The sequence below is a fragment of the Mycobacterium sp. NGS69 genome, assembly GCF_059812165.1.
The window spans coordinates 376677-394378 of the sequence record NZ_JCALCD010000003.1 but is presented as its reverse complement, the minus strand read 5'-3'; the positions used below and the strand labels follow the sequence as shown (position 1 = coordinate 394378).

At 70.7% G+C, this 17702-nt stretch carries 20 protein-coding genes; 7 read left to right on the top strand and 13 right to left on the bottom strand.

What is annotated here, in order from left to right; genetic code table 11:
* The 3 genes from AC5Y2S_RS11185 (at position 1) to AC5Y2S_RS11175 (ending at position 2034) form a co-directional block, all read left to right on the top strand.
* On the top strand, positions 1–657 hold the full coding sequence (locus tag AC5Y2S_RS11185) for a glycosyltransferase family 2 protein (RefSeq protein WP_499956222.1): 657 nt from the start codon (positions 1–3) through the stop codon (positions 655–657).
* Entirely contained in the window at positions 654–1316 is a 663-nt protein-coding gene (locus AC5Y2S_RS11180) for a TIGR04282 family arsenosugar biosynthesis glycosyltransferase (RefSeq protein ID WP_499956221.1), read from the top strand. Before AC5Y2S_RS11185 ends, AC5Y2S_RS11180 begins: the two co-directional genes overlap by 4 nt.
* A 103-nt stretch (positions 1317–1419) precedes the next feature.
* Entirely contained in the window at positions 1420–2034 is a 615-nt protein-coding gene (locus AC5Y2S_RS11175; RefSeq protein WP_499956523.1) for a TetR/AcrR family transcriptional regulator, read from the top strand.
* An 11-nt stretch (positions 2035–2045) separates the two neighbouring features.
* Here AC5Y2S_RS11175 and AC5Y2S_RS11170 read toward each other — a convergent pair whose 3' ends face one another.
* From AC5Y2S_RS11170 to AC5Y2S_RS11115, 12 genes are all read right to left on the bottom strand, one after another.
* Positions 2046–3131 carry a methyltransferase gene (locus AC5Y2S_RS11170; protein ID WP_499956220.1) on the bottom strand — a complete coding sequence of 362 codons (1086 nt, stop codon included), beginning with the start codon at positions 3129–3131 and terminating at the stop codon, positions 2046–2048.
* A 125-nt stretch (positions 3132–3256) separates the two neighbouring features.
* On the bottom strand, positions 3257–4609 hold the full coding sequence (locus tag AC5Y2S_RS11165) for a hypothetical protein (RefSeq protein ID WP_499956219.1): 1353 nt from the start codon (positions 4607–4609) through the stop codon (positions 3257–3259).
* A gap of 14 nt (positions 4610–4623) precedes the next feature.
* The gene (gene menE, locus AC5Y2S_RS11160; RefSeq protein WP_499956522.1) at positions 4624–5700 is read right to left on the bottom strand and encodes an o-succinylbenzoate--CoA ligase; all 1077 of its coding nucleotides are present in this window, start codon (positions 5698–5700) and stop codon (positions 4624–4626) included.
* Between the two features lie 68 nt (positions 5701–5768).
* Positions 5769–6074, bottom strand: coding sequence for a DUF3349 domain-containing protein (locus AC5Y2S_RS11155; RefSeq protein WP_499956218.1), 306 nt, complete (start codon positions 6072–6074; stop codon positions 5769–5771).
* Positions 6075–6120: 46 nt separating this feature from the next.
* Complete coding sequence (locus tag AC5Y2S_RS11150) at positions 6121–6420, bottom strand: hypothetical protein (protein WP_499956217.1); 300 nt, start codon at positions 6418–6420, stop codon at positions 6121–6123.
* Positions 6417–7634 carry an inorganic phosphate transporter gene (locus AC5Y2S_RS11145; protein WP_499956216.1) on the bottom strand — a complete coding sequence of 406 codons (1218 nt, stop codon included), beginning with the start codon at positions 7632–7634 and terminating at the stop codon, positions 6417–6419. The genes AC5Y2S_RS11150 and AC5Y2S_RS11145 overlap by 4 nt, the downstream gene beginning before the upstream one ends.
* Positions 7635–7747: 113 nt before the next feature.
* Complete coding sequence (locus AC5Y2S_RS11140; protein ID WP_499903213.1) at positions 7748–8137, bottom strand: VOC family protein; 390 nt, start codon at positions 8135–8137, stop codon at positions 7748–7750.
* Positions 8138–8155: 18 nt separating this feature from the next.
* On the bottom strand, positions 8156–9046 hold the full coding sequence (locus tag AC5Y2S_RS11135; RefSeq protein WP_499956215.1) for an SDR family oxidoreductase: 891 nt from the start codon (positions 9044–9046) through the stop codon (positions 8156–8158).
* 32 nt (positions 9047–9078) lie between these two features.
* Complete coding sequence (locus AC5Y2S_RS11130) at positions 9079–9981, bottom strand: 1,4-dihydroxy-2-naphthoyl-CoA synthase (protein ID WP_499956214.1); 903 nt, start codon at positions 9979–9981, stop codon at positions 9079–9081.
* Positions 9978–10673, bottom strand: coding sequence for a hypothetical protein (locus tag AC5Y2S_RS11125; protein WP_499956213.1), 696 nt, complete (start codon positions 10671–10673; stop codon positions 9978–9980). Before AC5Y2S_RS11125 ends, AC5Y2S_RS11130 begins: the two co-directional genes overlap by 4 nt.
* Positions 10674–10678: 5 nt before the next feature.
* Positions 10679–11134, bottom strand: a complete 456-nt coding sequence (locus tag AC5Y2S_RS11120; protein WP_499956212.1) for a nitroreductase family deazaflavin-dependent oxidoreductase — start codon at positions 11132–11134, stop codon at positions 10679–10681.
* Positions 11135–11144: 10 nt separating this feature from the next.
* A complete protein-coding gene (locus AC5Y2S_RS11115) occupies positions 11145–12032 on the bottom strand; it encodes an aldo/keto reductase (protein WP_499956211.1) in 888 nt (295 codons plus the stop codon).
* 84 nt (positions 12033–12116) lie between these two features.
* Here AC5Y2S_RS11115 and AC5Y2S_RS11110 point away from each other — a divergent pair, with 84 nt between their 5' ends.
* Positions 12117–12671: a TetR/AcrR family transcriptional regulator gene (locus tag AC5Y2S_RS11110; RefSeq protein WP_499956210.1), complete on the top strand. Its 555-nt coding sequence runs from the start codon at positions 12117–12119 to the stop codon at positions 12669–12671.
* On the opposite strand, the gene fadD8 is transcribed toward AC5Y2S_RS11110, so the two are convergent.
* Complete coding sequence (gene fadD8 / locus AC5Y2S_RS11105) at positions 12668–14269, bottom strand: fatty-acid--CoA ligase FadD8 (protein ID WP_499956209.1); 1602 nt, start codon at positions 14267–14269, stop codon at positions 12668–12670. The genes AC5Y2S_RS11110 and fadD8 overlap by 4 nt on opposite strands.
* 66 nt (positions 14270–14335) lie before the next feature.
* Between fadD8 and AC5Y2S_RS11100 the strand changes: the two genes are divergently transcribed.
* Genes AC5Y2S_RS11100 through AC5Y2S_RS11090 form a run of 3 tightly spaced genes read left to right on the top strand, consistent with a single transcriptional unit; the run spans position 14336 to position 17693 of the window.
* Positions 14336–15940, top strand: a complete 1605-nt coding sequence (locus AC5Y2S_RS11100) for an amidohydrolase (RefSeq protein ID WP_499956208.1) — start codon at positions 14336–14338, stop codon at positions 15938–15940.
* Positions 15937–16908 (top strand): o-succinylbenzoate synthase, encoded by a 972-nt coding sequence (locus tag AC5Y2S_RS11095; RefSeq protein ID WP_499956207.1) that lies wholly within the window; start codon positions 15937–15939, stop codon positions 16906–16908. The genes AC5Y2S_RS11100 and AC5Y2S_RS11095 overlap by 4 nt, the downstream gene beginning before the upstream one ends.
* On the top strand, positions 16905–17693 hold the full coding sequence (locus AC5Y2S_RS11090) for an alpha/beta fold hydrolase (RefSeq protein WP_499956206.1): 789 nt from the start codon (positions 16905–16907) through the stop codon (positions 17691–17693). Before AC5Y2S_RS11095 ends, AC5Y2S_RS11090 begins: the two co-directional genes overlap by 4 nt.
* The last annotated feature ends 9 nt before the right edge of the window (positions 17694–17702 follow it).

Below are 17702 nucleotides of genomic sequence, written 5' to 3'. Positions count from 1 at the left end.
ATGCCCGACGACCCGGTGACAGTGGTGCTGCCCTGCCTCAACGAGGAGGAGTCGCTGCCGGGGGTGCTGGCGGCCATCCCCGCGGGCTATCGGGCGCTGGTGGTCGACAACAACAGCACCGACCAAACCGCCGCGGTGGCAACCCGTTACGGCGCCCGCGTGGTCGCCGAGCCGCGGCCCGGCTACGGGTCGGCCGTGCACGCCGGCGTGGTGGCCGCGACCACCCCGATCGTCGCGGTAATCGACGCCGACGGCTCCATGGACCCCGGCGACCTGCCCCGGCTCGTCGCCGCGCTCGACCGCGGCGCCGACATGGTGACCGGCCGGCGCCGGCCGGTGCCGGGGCTGCACTGGCCGTGGGTTGCCCGGGTGGGCACCGTGGTGATGAGCTGGCGGCTGCGCACCCGCCACGGCCTGCCGGTGCACGACATCGCACCGATGCGCGTCGCCCGGCGCGAAGCGCTGCTCAACCTCGGCGTCACCGACCGGCGATCGGGCTACCCGCTCGAACTGCTCGTCCGGGCCGCCGCGGCCGGCTGGCGCGTGGTCGAACTCGACGTCAGCTACGGCCCGCGCACCGGCGGCAAGTCGAAGGTCAGCGGTTCGCTGCGGGGCAGCATCACCGCGATCCTGGACTTCTGGAAGGTGATCTCGTGAGCGTCCTGCCGGTGACCGTCCTGGTAGTCGCCAAGGCACCGGAGCTCGGCCGGGCCAAGACGCGCCTGGCGGCGACGGTCGGTGACCGGGTGGCCGCCGACATCGCCGCCGCCGCGCTGCTGGACACGCTGGACGCCGTGGCCGCGGCGCCGGTGGCGGCGCGGGTGGTGGCCCTCACCGGCGACCTCGGCGCGGCGGCCGGCGCCGCCGAGATCGGGCGGCGGCTCGAGACCTTCACCGTGATCGCCCAGCGCGGGGACGACTTCGCCGACCGGCTCGCCAACGCCCACGCCGACGCGGCCGACGGGCAGCCGGTCCTGCAGATCGGGATGGACACCCCGCAGGTCACCGCCGAGCTGCTGGGCGACTGCGCGCGCAGCCTCCTGCAATCCCCGGCCGTCCTGGGGCTGGCCGACGACGGCGGCTGGTGGGTGCTGGGGGTCGCAGCGCCGGCGATTGCCGAATGCCTGCGCGGCGTGCCGATGTCCCGGCCCGACACCGGCGAGTTGACGTCGAAGGCGTTGCGCGACAACGGCGTAGACGTGACGCCCGTGCGGCGGCTGGCCGACATCGACGTCATCGACGACGTCGCCGCCGTACGCGACGCGTGCGGGCCGGCGAGCCGGTTCGCGCGGGTCACCCGCGCGGCCGGGCTCTGAGCGCGCGGCGAGAATTGCAGGCTCGACGAGACGGGCCGATCCCGCCCAACCTTTTCAATACAAGTTGAAATGATAGGGTTCGCACGTGCCGCCACCAGGCGAAATGATCAAGCGGCGCGGCAGACGCCAAGGGCGGCCGGTGTCGCGCGACGTGGTCCTTCTGGCGGCGAAGCGGCAGTTCGCCTTGCGCGGCTATGACAAGACGACGCTGCGAGCGATCGCCGATGATGCGCGAGTTGATCCGGCGATGATCCTCTACCTCTTCGGCTCGAAGGCGGCGTTGTTTCGCGAGTCGATGAAGTTGGTGCTGCCGGCGGACCTGCTGACGACCGAGATCGCCGAGAAGGGCGACGACTTGGGCCGCCGCGTCGTGCGGGCCTACCTCGGTATCTGGGAGCAACCCGACACAGCCGCGAGCATGGCCTCGATGGTGCAGTCGGCGACGTCGAACGGCGACGCCAACGATGCGTTTCGCGGCTTCCTGCACGACTATCTGCTCACGGCGGTGTCCACCGCGCTGGGCGGCGGCGACGAAGCGCGACTGCGCGCGATGCTGGCCGCGACCAACCTGGTCGGCATCGGGATGCTGCGGTACATCATGAGGGTGCCGCCCCTGTCGTCGCTCGGGGTCGATGAGGTGGCCGCGTTGGTGGGGCCCGCGGTGCACCGGTTCTTGACCGCCCCCGCCGAAGAGTTGGGGCTGGACCCGCGGTCGTAAATAGCCCTCGGCTACACCACGCTCGCCTCGACGATGCTCAGCGGCGACACGGTGTCGACTATCCGCTTCAACCGGAAACCGGCTCGGTCGAACAGCCGGCCGTACTCCTCCGCAGTGCGTTCGCGCGCACCGGCCACCATCAGCATTTCGATGTCCACCCAGTTGCCGTGGAAGTCGCGGTCGTGGTCGGGAATGACGAACTCGCAGACCAACAGTCGCGCACCGCTGCGTGCAGCGGCGCGGACGTTTTTCAGAATGCGGACCGCGTCTTCCTCGGGCCAGTCGTGGATGACGTTCTTGAGCACATACGCGTCGCCTCCCTCCGGCACGGAATCGAAGAAGGAGCCCTCTTCGATCCGGACGCGGTCGTCGACACCGTATTTGCGCAACAACTCCGGTGCGAACGATACGACCTCCGGAAGATCAAACAGCACGCCGCGCGATTTCGGCGCCGCCTCGAGGATCGCCGCCAACAGGCGACCCCGTCCCCCACCGACATCGACGATCGTGCCGAACGCACCGAAGTCGTAGGCCGCGGTCAGGGGCACGGTCGCGAACTCGGACACGTTGGTCATGGCGGAGTTGAAAATCCCGCGCAGCGCCGGTTCGCCGGCCAGGTATTCGAAAACCGGTTTGCCCCGAAGCGCCGGGACCACCGGCTGCCCCGTCCGGATCGCGTCGGTCAGGTGGCTCCAGTGCTCGCGATGCTGCGGCGACCCGACCCACCTCGCCATCCCGGCCATCGACACCGGCGCGTCCGTGCGCAGTGTGTCCGCGAGTGGGTTGAGTGCGTAACGCCCGTCGCTGCCTTGGCGGAAAATCCCGATCCCGATCAACGCACGCATGAGCCGCTTCAGCGAGTCGGCGTCCGCGCCGACCCGGTCAGCGAGCTGCGGGCCGGACAACGGGCCGGCCGCCAGGGCGTCCGCCACGCCAAGGTCCGCGGCGGCCGTGATCGCCTGAGCGACCCACGCGTTCAGGATCAATTCCATCATCACCGCCGCGGGCGGGGCGGAGCGTTGGCGAAGCCGCGACAGGTGGTGGCGGGCCCGTTCAACGGCGCGCGCGACCTTGGCCGGCGGAACTTTAGACGTCAAGTGTCCTCCTGCTGCGCGACCGATCGATCCGTCCGCAAAGGAACTATGCCGTCAAACGCCCAGTATTTCAATAGCCATTGAAAATACCGGGTCGACGAGGTGCCCGACGCCGCGTGGGTAGGGCGCTACCAGTTGGTGACGATGAGGGTGTTCACCAGCAGGGCGCCAACGGCGTTGACCGCCAACCACAACCGATGCGACCGCACCGGCAGCAGCGCGGGCGCCGCGGTGAGCCAGATGGTGAACGGCAGCCAGATCCGTTCCACCTCGGCCTTGCTCAGCATCGAAAGGTCCGCGCAGGCAATCGCGGCCAGCATCGCCAGCAGCACCAGGTGGAAGCCGGAGCGGCGGCGAATGGCGGCCCGGTCGAACACCCGCGTGATGCCGGCGACGCTGCCCAGCCCGATCGCACACACCACAGACGCCAGGTTGGCCCACCACCAGTACTGGAACGGGCGGTCCTTGGCGATGCCCTGCCAATAGCGTTGCTGCACAAGCGTATACCCGTCGAACCAATAGAACCCCGCGACGGCGAACGCCACCGCCACCGCCAGCGCCGCCAGCGCCGCCGGGCCGAGGACGCGCAGCGCGGCGCGCCAATCGGCCGCCGAGACCAGCACCGCCAACGCCGGCAGCCCCAGCAACATCAGGCCGTAGCTCAGGAAGACGCACCACCCCAGCAGCAGGCCCGCGGCCGCGGCGAGCAGCGCGGGGAACCGGACGGGGCGACGCGCCGCCACCGCCAGCAGCGCCAGGCCCCACGCCGCGACCCCGGCGAAATACCCGTCGGCCGAGACCGCGACCCAGATCGCGGTCGGAGCGACCGCGACGAACGGCGCGGCCCGGCGCGCCGTCTGTTCATCGGCCAGCGCGCGCACGGCGATCACGACGGCCGCCGCCGCGCTGGAGCCGGCCAGCAGGCACAGCAGCCCGGCCCAGGCTCCGCCGTGCAACCCGATCCGGTCCAGCCACACGAACGTCAACAGCGCGCCCGGGGGGTGTCCCGACACGTGGGTGACCCACGAGTTCGGTTGGTAGTCGACGATGCGGCTGGAGAACGTGCGGACCGCCGCCGGGATGTCGGTGATGGTGGGCACCTGCGACAGGTACTCGTCGCGGGTGGTCAGCCGCCCGGCGAAGCCGCGCTGCCAGCCGTCGATCATCGCCAGCGCGAACGCCCACACGCCGGCGGTGGCCCACGTGCCCAGCGTCAACGCCCGCCACGAAAGCCGCTGCGCCACGCGGGGACCCCACACCACGGCGGCCGCCGCGAGCAGGATGGCCGGCCCGGTTCCCCAGCTGGCGTGGATCTCCCACGGCCCGAAGATGGGCGTGGCCCCGGCGCGCGCGCCGAACCGCTCCTGGGTGACGTCCAGCCGCGGCCGGACGCCCAGATGCAGGCGCGGCAGCCCGAACGCCGCCGCCACCAGCGCGGCCGCGACCGCGACGGCTAGTGACTCCCGTCGCGCGACCCTCACGGTCGCCCAGCCTATTAGTCGGTGCCGGCGAACCGGCGCAACAGCGCGGCGCGGTCGACCTTGCCGATGCCACGCCGCGGCAGCGCGTCCACCACGTGCAGCTCGCGGGGCGCGGCGCTGACATCCAGGGCGCGAGCCACATGGGCGCGCAGCGCCTCCAGCGCCGGCGGCTCGCTGCCCGGGCGCACCACGATCGCCGCGACCACCCGCTGGCCCAGTCGGTCGTCGGCAATTCCGAACACCGCGCAGTCGCCGACGGCGGGGTGGGTGCTCAGCGCGGCCTCGACCGGCTGCGGCAGCACGGTCAGCCCGCCGGTGCTGATCGCGTCGTCGGCGCGGCCCAGCACGGTCAGCACACCGGCCCCGTCGATGGCGCCCAGGTCCTCGGTGTGAAACCAGCCCGGCTCGGCGAACGGGTCGGGGTGGACCGGGTTGCGATACCCCTTGGCGAGTGTCGCGCCGCCGATCACGATGCGCCCGCCGGGCGTCACCCGCAGCGCCACCCCGTCCAGCGGGACCCCGTCGTAGACGCAGCCGCCCGCGGTCTCGCTCATCCCGTAGGTGCGCACCACGGCGATGCCGGCGGCCGCCGCGGCGTCCAGGATCGGGCGCGGGGCCGGCCCGCCGCCGAGCAGCACCGCGTCCAGTTCGGCCAGCGCGGCGGCGGCGGCCGGGTCGGCCAGCGCCTTGGCCAGCTGGGCGGCGACCAGCGACGCGTACCGCCGCCCGGGTCCCAATCGCCTTATTGCGGAGGGCAATTCGGTGACATCGAATCCCCCGGAGACATCCAGCTCGACGGGTGCGGAGCCGGCGAGCACGCTGCGCACCAGCACCTGCAGGCCGGCGATGTGGTACGGCGGCAAGGCCAGCAGCCAGGAGCCGGGCCCGCCGAGCCGGTCGTGAGTGGCCGTCGCGCTGGCGGTCAGGGCGCGCGCGGTCAGCAGGGCGCCCTTGGGCGCGCCGGTGGTGCCCGACGTCGTCGCCACCAGGGCCACGTCGTCGTCGATGGGCTCACCCACCCGCAGGCCGCGCGACACCGCGTCGTCGCCGGCCGGCACCGCGACCAGCGCGGAATCGCGGCCGTCCAGCACCCGCTCCAGGGCGGGCAGCAACAGCGGGGCGGCGCAGCCCGACGCGACGTGCAGCGCGCGCAGCGCAGCTATGCGGGGTCCTCCGCGGCGTCGCTGGGCTCGTCGAACGGCCAGCCGTGTTCGGCCAGCCGCGCCCGCACCCGCTCCACGTCACCTTCCGACGGCAGCCCATCGGTGATCTTGCTGATCGCCACACCGATGTCGATGTCGTCGAACTCGCCGCGCTCCATCAGCTCTCGGGCCACGGCGATGGCCTCGTCGTTGCTCAACCGCCGAGTGAGCAACGCGAGCACGGCGAAGGTGTCGGTCGGCGGGACGCCCTCGGGGTATCCCGCGCGCAACCACGAAACAATCGAGCTGAGGAATCCGTTCACGTTGCTCTCACTCCGCGCGGGGGATCGGCTGGTGGACGATTCAATGCTACTTAGGTTTGGCCCCCAAGAACGCCTGACCCGTCAGGTGCGCGATGAAGTCGCGCGAGATGTAGAGCAGGGCGAAGAGGATCACCGCGAGCACCACCGCGTAGATCACCCACGCGATGGCCAGCAGCGCCGGGTTCTTCTGCGGCGGGCTGCCGTCGGGGCTGACCTGGCCGCCGCCGACGGCGTGGAACCGCAGACCGAGGGCGAACATCCCCGGCAGGAAGGCGCCGGCGAGCATGCTGAAGACCAAAATCCTCAGGGAGGCCTGGTAGTTGAACCAGTCGCTGAAGTGGCTCATGACGGGTTCCCCGCGCTCACGGTGTCGTCGTCGGACCCCACCTTGGACCCCCTATCGGATGGCGGATGTTCCTCGCCTTCGAGGCCGGCGGTGAGGCTGCCTTCCCATTCGGCGTTGACGTTCTTGTGGTCGACCTTGACCCGCCGCGACCGGATGTAGATGGCGGCGGAGACCGCGACCAGCAGCCCGAAGCCGATGATCGCCCCGGGGTAGCCGCCGATGAGATGCACGGTCCAGTAGGTGATCGCCCCGACCAGCCCGGCCAGCGGGAGGGTGATCAGCCACGCGGTTACCATCCGGCCGGCCACGCCCCAGCGCACCTCGCCGCCGGGCTTGCCCAGCCCGCTGCCCATCACCGAGCCGGTGCAGACCTGCGTCGTGGACAGCGCGTAGCCGAAGTGGGTGGACAGCAGAATGACTGCGGCCGAGGAGGATTCGGCCGCCATGCCCTGCGGCGACTTGATCTCGACGAGCCCCTTGCCCAGGGTGCGGATGATCCGCCAGCCGCCCAGGTAGGTGCCCGCGGCCATCGCCAGGGCGCAACACAGGATCACCCAGAACGGCGGTGACGACTCGGTCTTGCTGACCGCGCCGTAGGACATCAGCGCCAGGAAGATGATGCCCATCGTCTTCTGCGCGTCGCCGGTGCCGTGCGCCAGGGACACCAGCGAGGCCGAGCCCCACTGGCCGTACCGGAACCCGGCTTCGGTGCGGTCGTTCGGGATGCCGCGGGTGATCCGGTAGACCAGCCAGGTCGCGATCGCCCCGACCACGATGGCCAGGATCGCGGCGACGACGGCCGGGATCAGGACCTTGGACACCAGGCCCTTCCAGATCACCCCGTGCGAGCCGACCGCGGCGAGCGTCGCGCCGACGATGCCGCCGATCAGCGCGTGCGAGGAGCTCGACGGGATGCCGAGGAGCCAGGTGAGCAGGTTCCAGACGATGCCGCCGACGAGGCCGGCAAACACCAGTTCCAGCGTCACGATGTGCCCGTCGATCAGGCCCTTGGCGATCGTGGCAGCGACCGCGGTGGACATGAACGCGCCCACCAGGTTCAGCACCGCCGACAGCGCGACCGCGGCCTTGGGCGCCAGCGCGCCGCTGGCAATGGACGTTGCCATCGCGTTGCCGGTGTCGTGGAAGCCGTTGGTGAAATCGAAAGCGAGTGCCGTGATTACGACAATGATGAGGAGGAACAAATCGATGTTCACAGCGCCTGATTCTGGTAGTTGGGGGATTAAATTGTCGAATGGAGAGACGGCCGAAACGCAGGTGTACCTCGACTTGTCTTCCGATGTTAGCCGTTAGTTAACCCCGCGTTCCCTCAATCACCGCGGGTGTCGCGGCGCAGTGGGTGATCCCCCGGAACCTCGACAAAAATCAGCGTGATGCCGTCCGGGTCGGTCACGTGCATTTCGCGCAGGCCCCATGGCTCGCGGCGCGCCTCGCGGGCGATCGGGACCCCGCGGCCCTCCAGTTCGGCCTGGGTCGCCGCGACGTCGCGGACCTGCAGCCACAGCGCGCCGGGGAACGGGCCGCGGGAGTGGTCCGGCGACCCGTAACCGGCCAGCTCCAGCAAAGACTGGCCCGCGTAAAAAACGGTGCCCGCGCCGTATTCGCGGGCGATCGCCAGCCCGATCTCGTCGCGGTAGAAGCTCAGCGACCGTTGGTAGTCCGCCGGCCGGAGCAGCATACGGCTGGCCAGGATCTCCATAGCCTCGTGTCTATCACGTCAGGCTTCACGGTTGGGCTGGATGGTTTGGCGCTGCATGAGCGTGTTGACCCAGCGAGGGCCGAAGGTGTCCAGCGCCTTGGCGGCGATCGCCATGCGCGGCGCGATCCGCACCGGGCGGGTACGGGCCGCGGTGACCATCCACTCGGCGGCCTCCTGGGACGTCAGCGCGGGCATCCCGTCGTAGGCCTTGGTCGGCGCGATCATCGGCGTGGCCACCAGCGGGTAGTACAGCGTCGTGGAATGGACGCCCTTTCGGCCCCACTCGGTTTCGACGACCCGGCTCACCGTCGACAGCGCGGCCTTGGAGGCGTTGTAGACCGAAAAAAGCGGCGACGCCTCCGACAGCACCCCCCACGTCGAGACGTTGATGATGTGGCCGTCGCCGCGCTCGAGCATCGCGGGCGCGAACCCGCGAATCAGCCGCAGCGGCGCGTAGTAGTTGAGCACCATGGTCCGCTCCACGTCGTGCCAGCGTTCCAGCGACTCGGCCAGAGGCCGGCGGATCGACCGGCCGGCGTTGTTGATCAGGATGTCGACGCCGCCGAGGCGCTTGTCGACGTCGGCCACCAACGCGTCGACCGCGTCCATGTCCGAGACGTCGCACGGGATGGGTATCGCGCTGCCACCGGCCTTCGCGATGCGGTCCGCCAGCGCCTCGAGCAGGTCCCCGCGGCGGGCGACGACGACCACGGTCGCGCCGGCGTGGGCCAGCTGTTCGGCCCCGGCCTCCCCGATGCCCGACGACGCTCCGGTCAGCAGGATCCGCTTGCCGTCGAGGTTGACCGGCTTGATCGCGGGGCGATTGACCAGGATCTGCGGCGCGGCGGGCGGTCGCATCGTCGCCAGCACCAGCTGGTCTCTGAACCTGCCAAGGGGACTCTTGCTCACGGGGGGAGTGTAGGCGGGCGTCCGAGGGCGCCTCAGAAGTAGCGCGGGAACGCGCTCCAGTCCGGCGGCCTCTTCTCCAGGAACGCGTCGCGGCCCTCGACGGCTTCGTCGGTCATGTACGCCAGCCGGGTGGCCTCGCCGGCGAAGAGCTGCTGGCCCACCAGCCCGTCGTCGAGCAGGTTGAACGCGAACTTCAGCATGCGTTGCGCCTGAGGGGATTTCGCGTTGATCTCGGCCGCCCACTGCACGCCTACCTTCTCCAGGTCGGCGTGGTCCACCACCTCGTTGACCGCGCCCATGCGGTGCATCTGCTCGGCCGTGTAGGGCCGGCCCAGGAAGAAGACCTCGCGGGCGAACTTCTGGCCCACCTGGCGGGCCAGATAGGCGCTGCCGTAACCGCCGTCGAAGCTGCCGACGTCGGCGTCGGTCTGCTTGAAGCGCGCGTGTTCGCGGCTGGCCAGGGTGAGGTCGCACACCACGTGCAGGCTGTGTCCGCCCCCGGCGGCCCACCCGTTGACGAGGCAGATGACCACCTTGGGCATGAACCGGATCAGCCGCTGCACCTCGAGGATGTGCAACCGGCCGGCGCGGGCGGCGTCCACGGTGTCGGCGGTCTCCCCGCTCGCATACTGATAGCCCGACCGGCCGCGGATGCGCTGATCGCCGCCGGAGCAAAACGCCCAGCCGCCGTCCTTGGGCGACGGGCCGTTGCCGGTCAGCAGCACCACGCCCACGTCGGGGGACATGCGGGCGTGGTCGAGCGCGGTGTACAGCTCGTCGACGGTGTGGGGCCGGAACGCGTTGCGCACCTCGGGGCGGTTGAACGCGACCCGCACCGTCGGGTCGGTGACGTGGCGGTGATACGTGATGTCGGTCAGGTCGCCGAAGCCGTCGACGGGTCGCCAGGCCTGCGCGTCAAAGGGGTTGTCACTCAAGGCTGTTGAACTCCGTCCTTGCTGATGGTGAGGTCGCCGCAGCTGATCGTCTGCGCCGAGAGCACCGCGGGGTCCTGCGCGGAAGCGGCCGCCACGGTGTCGGACGCTCCGATGGTAGCCAGGGTGCCGTTGAGGTTGATCTCGGTGCGGCGCACCGACCATTGGCCGTCCTGGTTCGAGGCCCGCAGCCCGACCAGGTGCCGGCCGGGCGCCGGCGCGCCGATGTTGCTGCAACCGATTCCGGTGCCGTTGCCGCGCAGGTCCTGCAGGTCGAACAGGAACGGCGCGCCCTGATTGTCGGCGGCGGCCTGCAGCCGGCAGTCGGCGAACACGTACAGGTACGCGCCGCGCCCGTCGCTGACGATGACCTGGTGCTGGCCGTCCTGCTGGGCATCGATCGCCAAGGCGCTCAACGGGATTGGGCTCGCCGAGGTGATCTGTACGCCGGAGTTCGCGCCGCTTGCCGTCGTGACGCCGGCGATTCGGTTGGTGCGGCCGCTGCCGTCGCGAAACTGCCCGAGCCACAACGTGTCCGGCTGGCCGTCCCAGTCGAGATCACCGACCTTGCGTTGTGCAGCGCCGGACGGGGGAGGGTCACCGCCGGGAGCGCAGCCCGTCGTGGCGAGCGACCGTGCCGGGGGTATGCCCAACGCGGCCACGACCAGCGTCACCGCCAACAGCACACGCCGCATCATGGCTACGCCGGGTCCAGCCGGAACACCGCGCACCGGCCGGCCAGGGCTTCGAATTCCTCGGGGCGACCGTCGGTGACCAGTCCCGCCCGCTTCATGAAGCCGACGCCCGTCGGGACCTCCGTCGGGAAGGCCCGCAGGATCGGCCGCGCGTCGTCGGGCGCCAACTCCACCATCCGCACCTTTTCGACGCGCCGGCCGCGGGCCACCGTCGCCTGCCCGGCTGCGCGCGCGTTCGCCACCCAGTCGGCGCCGGGAAACCCCGCGACGACGAACTCTTGGCCGTCGACCGTCATCGGGGTCACCGGTGTCGACCGGTTCCGCCCGGACCTGCGGCCTTTGACCGTGAGCACGACGGGGCTCTCCCCGCCGAAACTCATTCCCAGCCGCGACATCTGGATGAAGACCTTGTTGGCCGGTTTCAGCCACCACGGCGGCCGGATCGGTTTTTGGGTGCCCACGGGGGCGACGTTACCTCTGTAGGGACTCCACAACATGGGGCTGGGGTTCGAACGAACCGATGGCGTCCAGCCTGGCCAGCGCATCGGCATCGAGGGTGACGTCCGCGGCGCCGAGGTTTTCCTCGAGGTGCCCGACGGATCGCGTGCCGGGAATCAGCAGCGTGTTCGGGGCGTGCGCCAGCAGCCACGCCAGGCCGACCTGGGCGCCCGTGACGCCGAGCGCGTCGGCGATCTCGGTCACCACGGGTTGGTCGGCGACCTTCGGGAAGCCGGGGAACGACGAGCCCAGTGGGAAGTAGGGCACCCACGCGATGCCCTCGGACCCGCATAGGTCCAGGGTGGCTTCCTGCGAGCGGTCCAGCACGCTGTACGCGTTCTGCACACAGGCGATGCCCGCGGGCAACGCCCGGCGTACCACGTCGAGCGGCACGCTGCTGATGCCGATCGCGCCGATCTTGCCCTCGTCGCGCAGCGCGATCATCTCGGCGAGTTGGTCGTCGACGTCGACATCCTGGTCGCCCTCGACGGCCGCAGAAGGCCCGAGGTCCATGCGCCGCAGGTTGACCACGGGAACACGGTCCAGGCCCAGCTGGCGCAGGTCGTCCTCGACCGCGGCGCGCAGGTCGGCGGGCTGTTGCGCGGCGGCCAGCGGCATCGGCTGCTCGCCGGTGTAGCGCGCGCCGACCTTGCTGACGATGACGAGGTCTTCGGGGTAGGGGGCCAGCGCCGCCCGGATCCGGCGGTTCACCTCGCCCGGGCCGTAGAACGACGCGGTGTCGATGTGGTTCACGCCGAGTTCGACGGCGCGGCGCAGCACCGCGGTCGCGTCCTCCGGCGTGGCCTCGAACAGTTGCATCGCGCCGTAGCCGACGCGGGCAACGGTGGGAAAGGTTGTCATGGCGCTCCCGTCTGACACACTGGTAAGAAATGCGGAGGATCCTCCGCTTGCACCGAGCCTAGCAGAAACGGAGGGACCTCCGCTTTGGCCGCGCCCACCCGGTCCGACGCGCGCCGCAACCGCGAGAAGTTGTTGCAGGTGGCGACCGCGGCGTTCGCCACCGCGGAGGGCCGGCCGGTGTCGCTGGAATCGATCGCGCGCGACGCCGGCGTCGGAATCGGCACGCTCTATCGCCATTTCCCCAACCGGGAGGCCCTCGTCGAGGCGATCTACCGCGCCGAGCTCGCCGAAGTGGCGGCGGCGGCCGAAGAGCTGCTCGAGCGCCATCCGCCCAGGACGGCCCTGCGCCGCTGGATGGACCGGTATGCCGCTTTCGTGGCCGCCAAGCGCGGGATGGCGGAGTCGCTGCATGCGATCTTCGACTCCGGCGCCCTGCAGCCCAGCCAGACCCGGGACAGCATCGTCGGCGCCGTGGACACGCTGCTGCGTGCGGGCGCAAACGACGGCAGCCTGCGTCCCGATGTCCACGCCGAGGACGTGGTGTCCAGCCTGATCGGCATCTTCCTGGTCACCGGTTCGCCCGAGCAGACGGCCCGCATGCTGGACCTGTTGGCGGCCGGCATCGCGGCTAAGGCCTAGCCGACGGCGCGGCCGGCGCCCTCCCAGAACTGCGCCCGGACCGACTTCTTGTCCGGCTTGCCCAGCCCGGTCAGCGGCAGCGCGTCGACGACCACCACCCGCTTGGGCGACTGCACCGACCCCTTGCGCTCCTTGACCGCGGTCTGGATCTCGACGGTCATGGTCTCGACCGCGGCGTCGTCGCGGGACGCGTCGGCGCGCAGCACCACCACGGCGGTGACGGCCTCGCCCCACTTCTCGTCGGGCGCGCCGACCACACACACCTGCGCGACGGACGGATGTTCGGCGATGACGTCCTCGACCTCGCGGGGGAACACGTTGAAGCCGCCGGTGACGATCATGTCCTTGACCCGGTCGACGATGAAGTAGAAGCCGTCCTCGTCCTCGCGGGCCATGTCGCCGGTGTGCAGCCAGCCGTCTTTAAAAGTCTTCGACGTCTCGTCAGGTAAATTCCAGTAGCCGCCGGCCAGCAGCGGTCCGCTGACGCAGATCTCGCCCGGCTCGCCCTGCGGCACGGGCTTGCCGTCGGTGCCCAGCAACGCCACCCGGGCGAACAGCGTCGGACGCCCGCAGGAGGTCAGCCGCTTCTCGTCGTGGTCGGCCTTGGCCAGGTAGGTGATCACCATCGGGGCCTCGGACTGCCCGTAGTACTGGGCGAAGATCGGACCGAAGCGCCGGATCGCCTCGGCCAGGCGCACCGGGTTGATCGCCGAGGCGCCGTAGTAGACGGTCTCCAGCGACGACAGGTCGCGGGTGTGCGAATCGGGGTGGTCCATCAGCGCGTAGAGCATCGACGGCACCAGCATCGTCGCCGTAATCCGTTGCTCTTCAATGACTCTCAGCACTTCGGCCGGGTCGAACTTGCTCAGCACCACCATCTCACCGCCCTTGACCACCGTGGGCGTGAAGAACGCGGCGCCGGCGTGCGACAGCGGCGTGCACATCAGGAACCGGGGGTGCTCGGGCCACTCCCACTCGGCGAGCTGGATGGCGGTCATGGCGGCGATGTTGCCGGTGGTCCCGATCACGCCCTTGGGCTTGCCGGTGGTCCCGCCGGTGTAGGTCAGGCCGCCGATGTTGTCCGGCGGCAGGTCGGCGACCACCAGCGGCTTGGGCTCGTACTTCGCCGCCTCGGCCGACAGATCGACGGCCACCCCCCGCAGCGCCTCGGGGACCGGGCCGATGGTCAGGATCTGGTTGAGCGACGGCACCTTCTCCAGCAGGCCCAGCGCGCGCTCGGTGAACATCGGGTTGGGGTCGATGATCAGCGAGCTGACCCCGGCGTCGGTGAGCACGTACGCGTGATCGTCGAGCGAGCCGAGCGGGTGCAGGGCGGTGCGCCGATAGCCCTGGGTCTGGCTGGCGCCGAGGATCATCAGCACCTCGGGGCGGTTGAGCGACAGCAGCCCGACGGTGACACCGGTGCCGGCGCCCAGCGCCTCGAACGCCTGCGTGTACTGGCTGATCCGCTCGGCCAGCTGACCACCCGTCAGCGTGGTGTCGCCGAGAAACAGGACCGGCCGGTTCTTGTGGCGCTTGAGCGCCCCCACCAGAAGGTGGCCGTTGTGGGTCGGGTTGCGCAACAGGTCGTCACTCATGGGGCAAGACTAGAACGTGTTGCAATTCGGGTCGGCTGGACCCTCCACGCACTAGCATCCGTGCACATGGGGCAGGCAGATCTCGTCGTCACCGGGACCGTACTGACCGTCGACGACGCGCGCCCCACGGCCGAGGCGCTCGCCGTGGCCGACGGCCGGATCGTCGCCGTGGGCACCCGCACGGAGGTCGAGCCGTTCATCGGCCCCGGCACCCAAACCATCGACGTCGGGGACGGCTGCGTCATGCCGGGATTCGTTGAGGCGCACGGGCATCCGCTGATGGAGGCCGTGGCGCTGTCGGACCGGATCGTCGACATCCGACCGGTCACCGTTCCCGAGGCCGACGACGTCGTCGCCGGGATCCGCCGTGAGGTCGCCGCCCGGGGACCGGCCGGGGCCTACCTGAACGGTTGGGACGCCCTGCTGCAGCCCGGACTTCCGCAGCCCACGTTGGCCTGGCTCGACGAGATCGCTCCGGACGGGCCGCTGGTCATCATCCACAACTCCGGGCACAAGGCCTTCTTCAATTCGCGTGCGGCGCGGCTCAACGGGCTGACGCGGGACACCCCGGACCCGAAGGGCGCCAAGTACGGCCGCGCCGCCGACGGGGAGCTCGACGGCACCGCCGAGGAGATCGGTGCGGTGTTTCCGCTGCTGGGCGGCGCCATCCAGGCCGACAGCTACCCGGCGATGCTGCTCGCCGAGTGCGCCCGGCTCAACCGGGCCGGACTCACCACGTGTTCGGAGATGGCGTTCGACCCGAATTTCGGGCCGATGGTGGCGCAGTTGCACGACCGGTTGACGGTGCGGCTGCGCACCTACGAGGTGTCCAACCCGCGGATGGCCACCGCCGCCACCCCGGGCCAGGGCGACGACATGCTGCGCCAGGTCGGGATCAAGATCTGGGTCGACGGCTCCCCGTGGATCGGCAACATCGCGTTGTCGTTCCCGTACCTGGACACCGAGGCGACGCGCACCATCGGGGTGCCGCCCGGTTCCTGCGGATGCGCCAACTACACCGCCGAACAGCTGAGGGAAATCGTCGGCGCGTACTACCCGCTGGGCTGGCAGATGGCCTGCCACGTGCAGGGCGACGCCGGCGTCGACACCATCCTCGACGTCTACGAGGAGGCCATCAAGCGCCATCCGCGCCCCGATCACCGGCTGCGCCTCGAGCACGTCGGCGCGATCCGGCCCGAGCAACTCCAACGGGCCGCCGACCTCGGCGTCACCTGCAGCATCTTCGTCGACCAGATCCACTACTGGGGCGACGTCATCGTCGACGGCCTGTTCGGGCCCGAGCGCGGATCCCGTTGGATGCCGGCGGGTTCCGCGGTCGCGACCGGCATGCGGATCTCCCTGCACAACGATCCGCCGGTGACGCCCGAGGAGCCGCTGCGCAACATCAGCGTCGCGGTGACCCGCATGGCGCCCAGCGGCCGCGTGCTGGCGCCCGAGGAGCGGCTGACCGTCGAACAGGCGATCCGCGCGCAGACCATCGACGCCGCCTGGCAGCTGTTCGCCGACGACGTGATCGGCTCGCTGGAGGTCGGCAAGTACGCCGACCTGGTGGTGCTGTCCGCGGATCCCCGGACGGTGCCGCCCGAGCGGATCGCCGACCTCGACGTGCGCGCGACGTTTCTGGCGGGCCGCCAGGTCTACGGCCAGTGAGGCCGGACTTGCAGGACCTGCTCGACCGCCTGCACGTGGTGGCGCTGCCGATGCGGGTGCGCTTCCGCGGCATCACCACCCGCGAACTCGCGCTGATCGAGGGCCCGGCCGGCTGGGGCGAGTTCGGCGCCTTCGTCGAATACGGCCCGCGCGAAGCCGCGCACTGGCTGGCGTCGGGGATCGAGGGCGCCTACCGGCCGCCGCCGCCGGTGCGCCGCGACCGCGTCCCGATCAACGCCACCGTGCCGGCCGTGCCCGCCGCCCAGGTCGGCGAGGTTTTATCGCGGTTCCCCGGGGCGCGCACGGCCAAGGTCAAGGTCGCCGAGCCCGGCCAGACGCTGGCCGACGACATCGCCCGGGTCAACGCGGTGCGCCAGCTGGTCGAGACCGTGCGGGTGGACGCCAACGGCGGCTGGAGCGTCGAGGAGGCCGTGCGGGCCGCTCAAGCCCTCACCGCGGACGGCCCGCTGGAGTACCTCGAGCAGCCCTGCGCGACGGTCGGCGAACTCGCGGCGCTCCGGGCGCGGGTCAACGTGCCGATCGCGGCCGACGAGAGCATCCGTAAGGCCGACGACCCGCTCGCCGTGGTCCGCGCCGGGGCCGCCGACATCGCCGTGCTGAAAGTCGCTCCGCTGGGCGGGGTTTCGGCCATGCTCGCGATCGCCGCGCAGATCGACGTCCCGGTCGTGGTCTCCAGCGCGCTGGATTCGGCGGTCGGCATCGGCCATGGTTTGACCGCCGCGGCGGCCCTGCCGCAACTCCGCCACGCCTGCGGGCTCGGCACCGGCGGGCTGTTCGCGGAAGACGTGGCGGACGTCGCCGCGCCCGTCGACGGCTTCCTGCCGGTCGGGCCGGTGACGCCGGACCCGGCGCGGCTGCGGGCGCTGGCCGCACCACCCGAGCGGCGCCAATGGTGGATCGACCGGGTCCGGGCCTGCCATCCGCTGCTTGTACCGTCGTCCGGGTGATCAATCTGGCTTACGACGACCGCGGCTCCGGTGAGCCCGTCGTCTTCATCGCCGGCCGCGGGGGCGCCGGGCGAACTTGGCACCCGCATCAGGTCCCGGCCTTTTTGGCGTCCGGGTACCGCTGCATCACCTTCGACAACCGCGGGATCGGCGACACGGAAAACGCCGAGGGGTTCACGACGCAGACGATGGTCGCCGACACGGCCGCGCTGATCGAATCGCTGGGCGCCGCCCCGGCGCGGATCGTCGGCGTGTCCATGGGCGCGTTCATCGCGCAGGAACTCATGGTGGCGCGGCCGGAGCTGGTCAGTTCGGCCGTGCTGATGGCCACCCGCGGCCGCCTGGACCGCGCCCGCCAGTTCTTTCACGAGGCCGAGGTCGAGCTGCACGCCTCCGGGGTCACGGTGCCGCCCATGCTCGACGCGAGAAACCGTCTGCTGGAAAGCTTTTCGCGCAAGACGCTGAACGACGACGCGGCCGTCGACGACTGGATCGCGATGTTCTGCACCTGGCCGGTCAAGCAGACGCCGGGGCTGCGCGCCCAGATGTACGTCTCCCCGCAGACCAACCGGTTGGCGGCCTACCGCAGCATCGCCGCGCCGGTGCTGGTGATGGGCTTCGCCGACGACATCGTGACGCCGGCCTACCTGGGACGCGAGGTCGCTGACGCCATGCCAAACGGGCGGTACCTGCAGATACCCGACGCCGGGCACCTCGGGTTCCTGGAGCGGCCGCAGGCCGTCAACACCGCGGCGCTGCAGTTCTTCGCGAGCGTGCGGGCCTGAGCCGTCCCG

Coding starts and splice junctions, on each gene's coding strand:
- AC5Y2S_RS11115 (WP_499956211.1), bottom strand. CDS start 12,032: ATGACAACCTTTCCCACCGTTGCCCGCGTCGGCTACGGCGCGATGCAA.
- AC5Y2S_RS11175 (WP_499956523.1), top strand. CDS start 1,420: ATGATCAAGCGGCGCGGCAGACGCCAAGGGCGGCCGGTGTCGCGCGAC.
- AC5Y2S_RS11100 (WP_499956208.1), top strand. CDS start 14,336: ATGGGGCAGGCAGATCTCGTCGTCACCGGGACCGTACTGACCGTCGAC.
- AC5Y2S_RS11185 (WP_499956222.1), top strand. CDS start 1: ATGCCCGACGACCCGGTGACAGTGGTGCTGCCCTGCCTCAACGAGGAG.
- fadD8 (WP_499956209.1), bottom strand. CDS start 14,269: ATGAGTGACGACCTGTTGCGCAACCCGACCCACAACGGCCACCTTCTG.
- AC5Y2S_RS11140 (WP_499903213.1), bottom strand. CDS start 8,137: ATGGAGATCCTGGCCAGCCGTATGCTGCTCCGGCCGGCGGACTACCAA.
- AC5Y2S_RS11125 (WP_499956213.1), bottom strand. CDS start 10,673: ATGCGGCGTGTGCTGTTGGCGGTGACGCTGGTCGTGGCCGCGTTGGGC.
- AC5Y2S_RS11150 (WP_499956217.1), bottom strand. CDS start 6,420: ATGAGCCACTTCAGCGACTGGTTCAACTACCAGGCCTCCCTGAGGATT.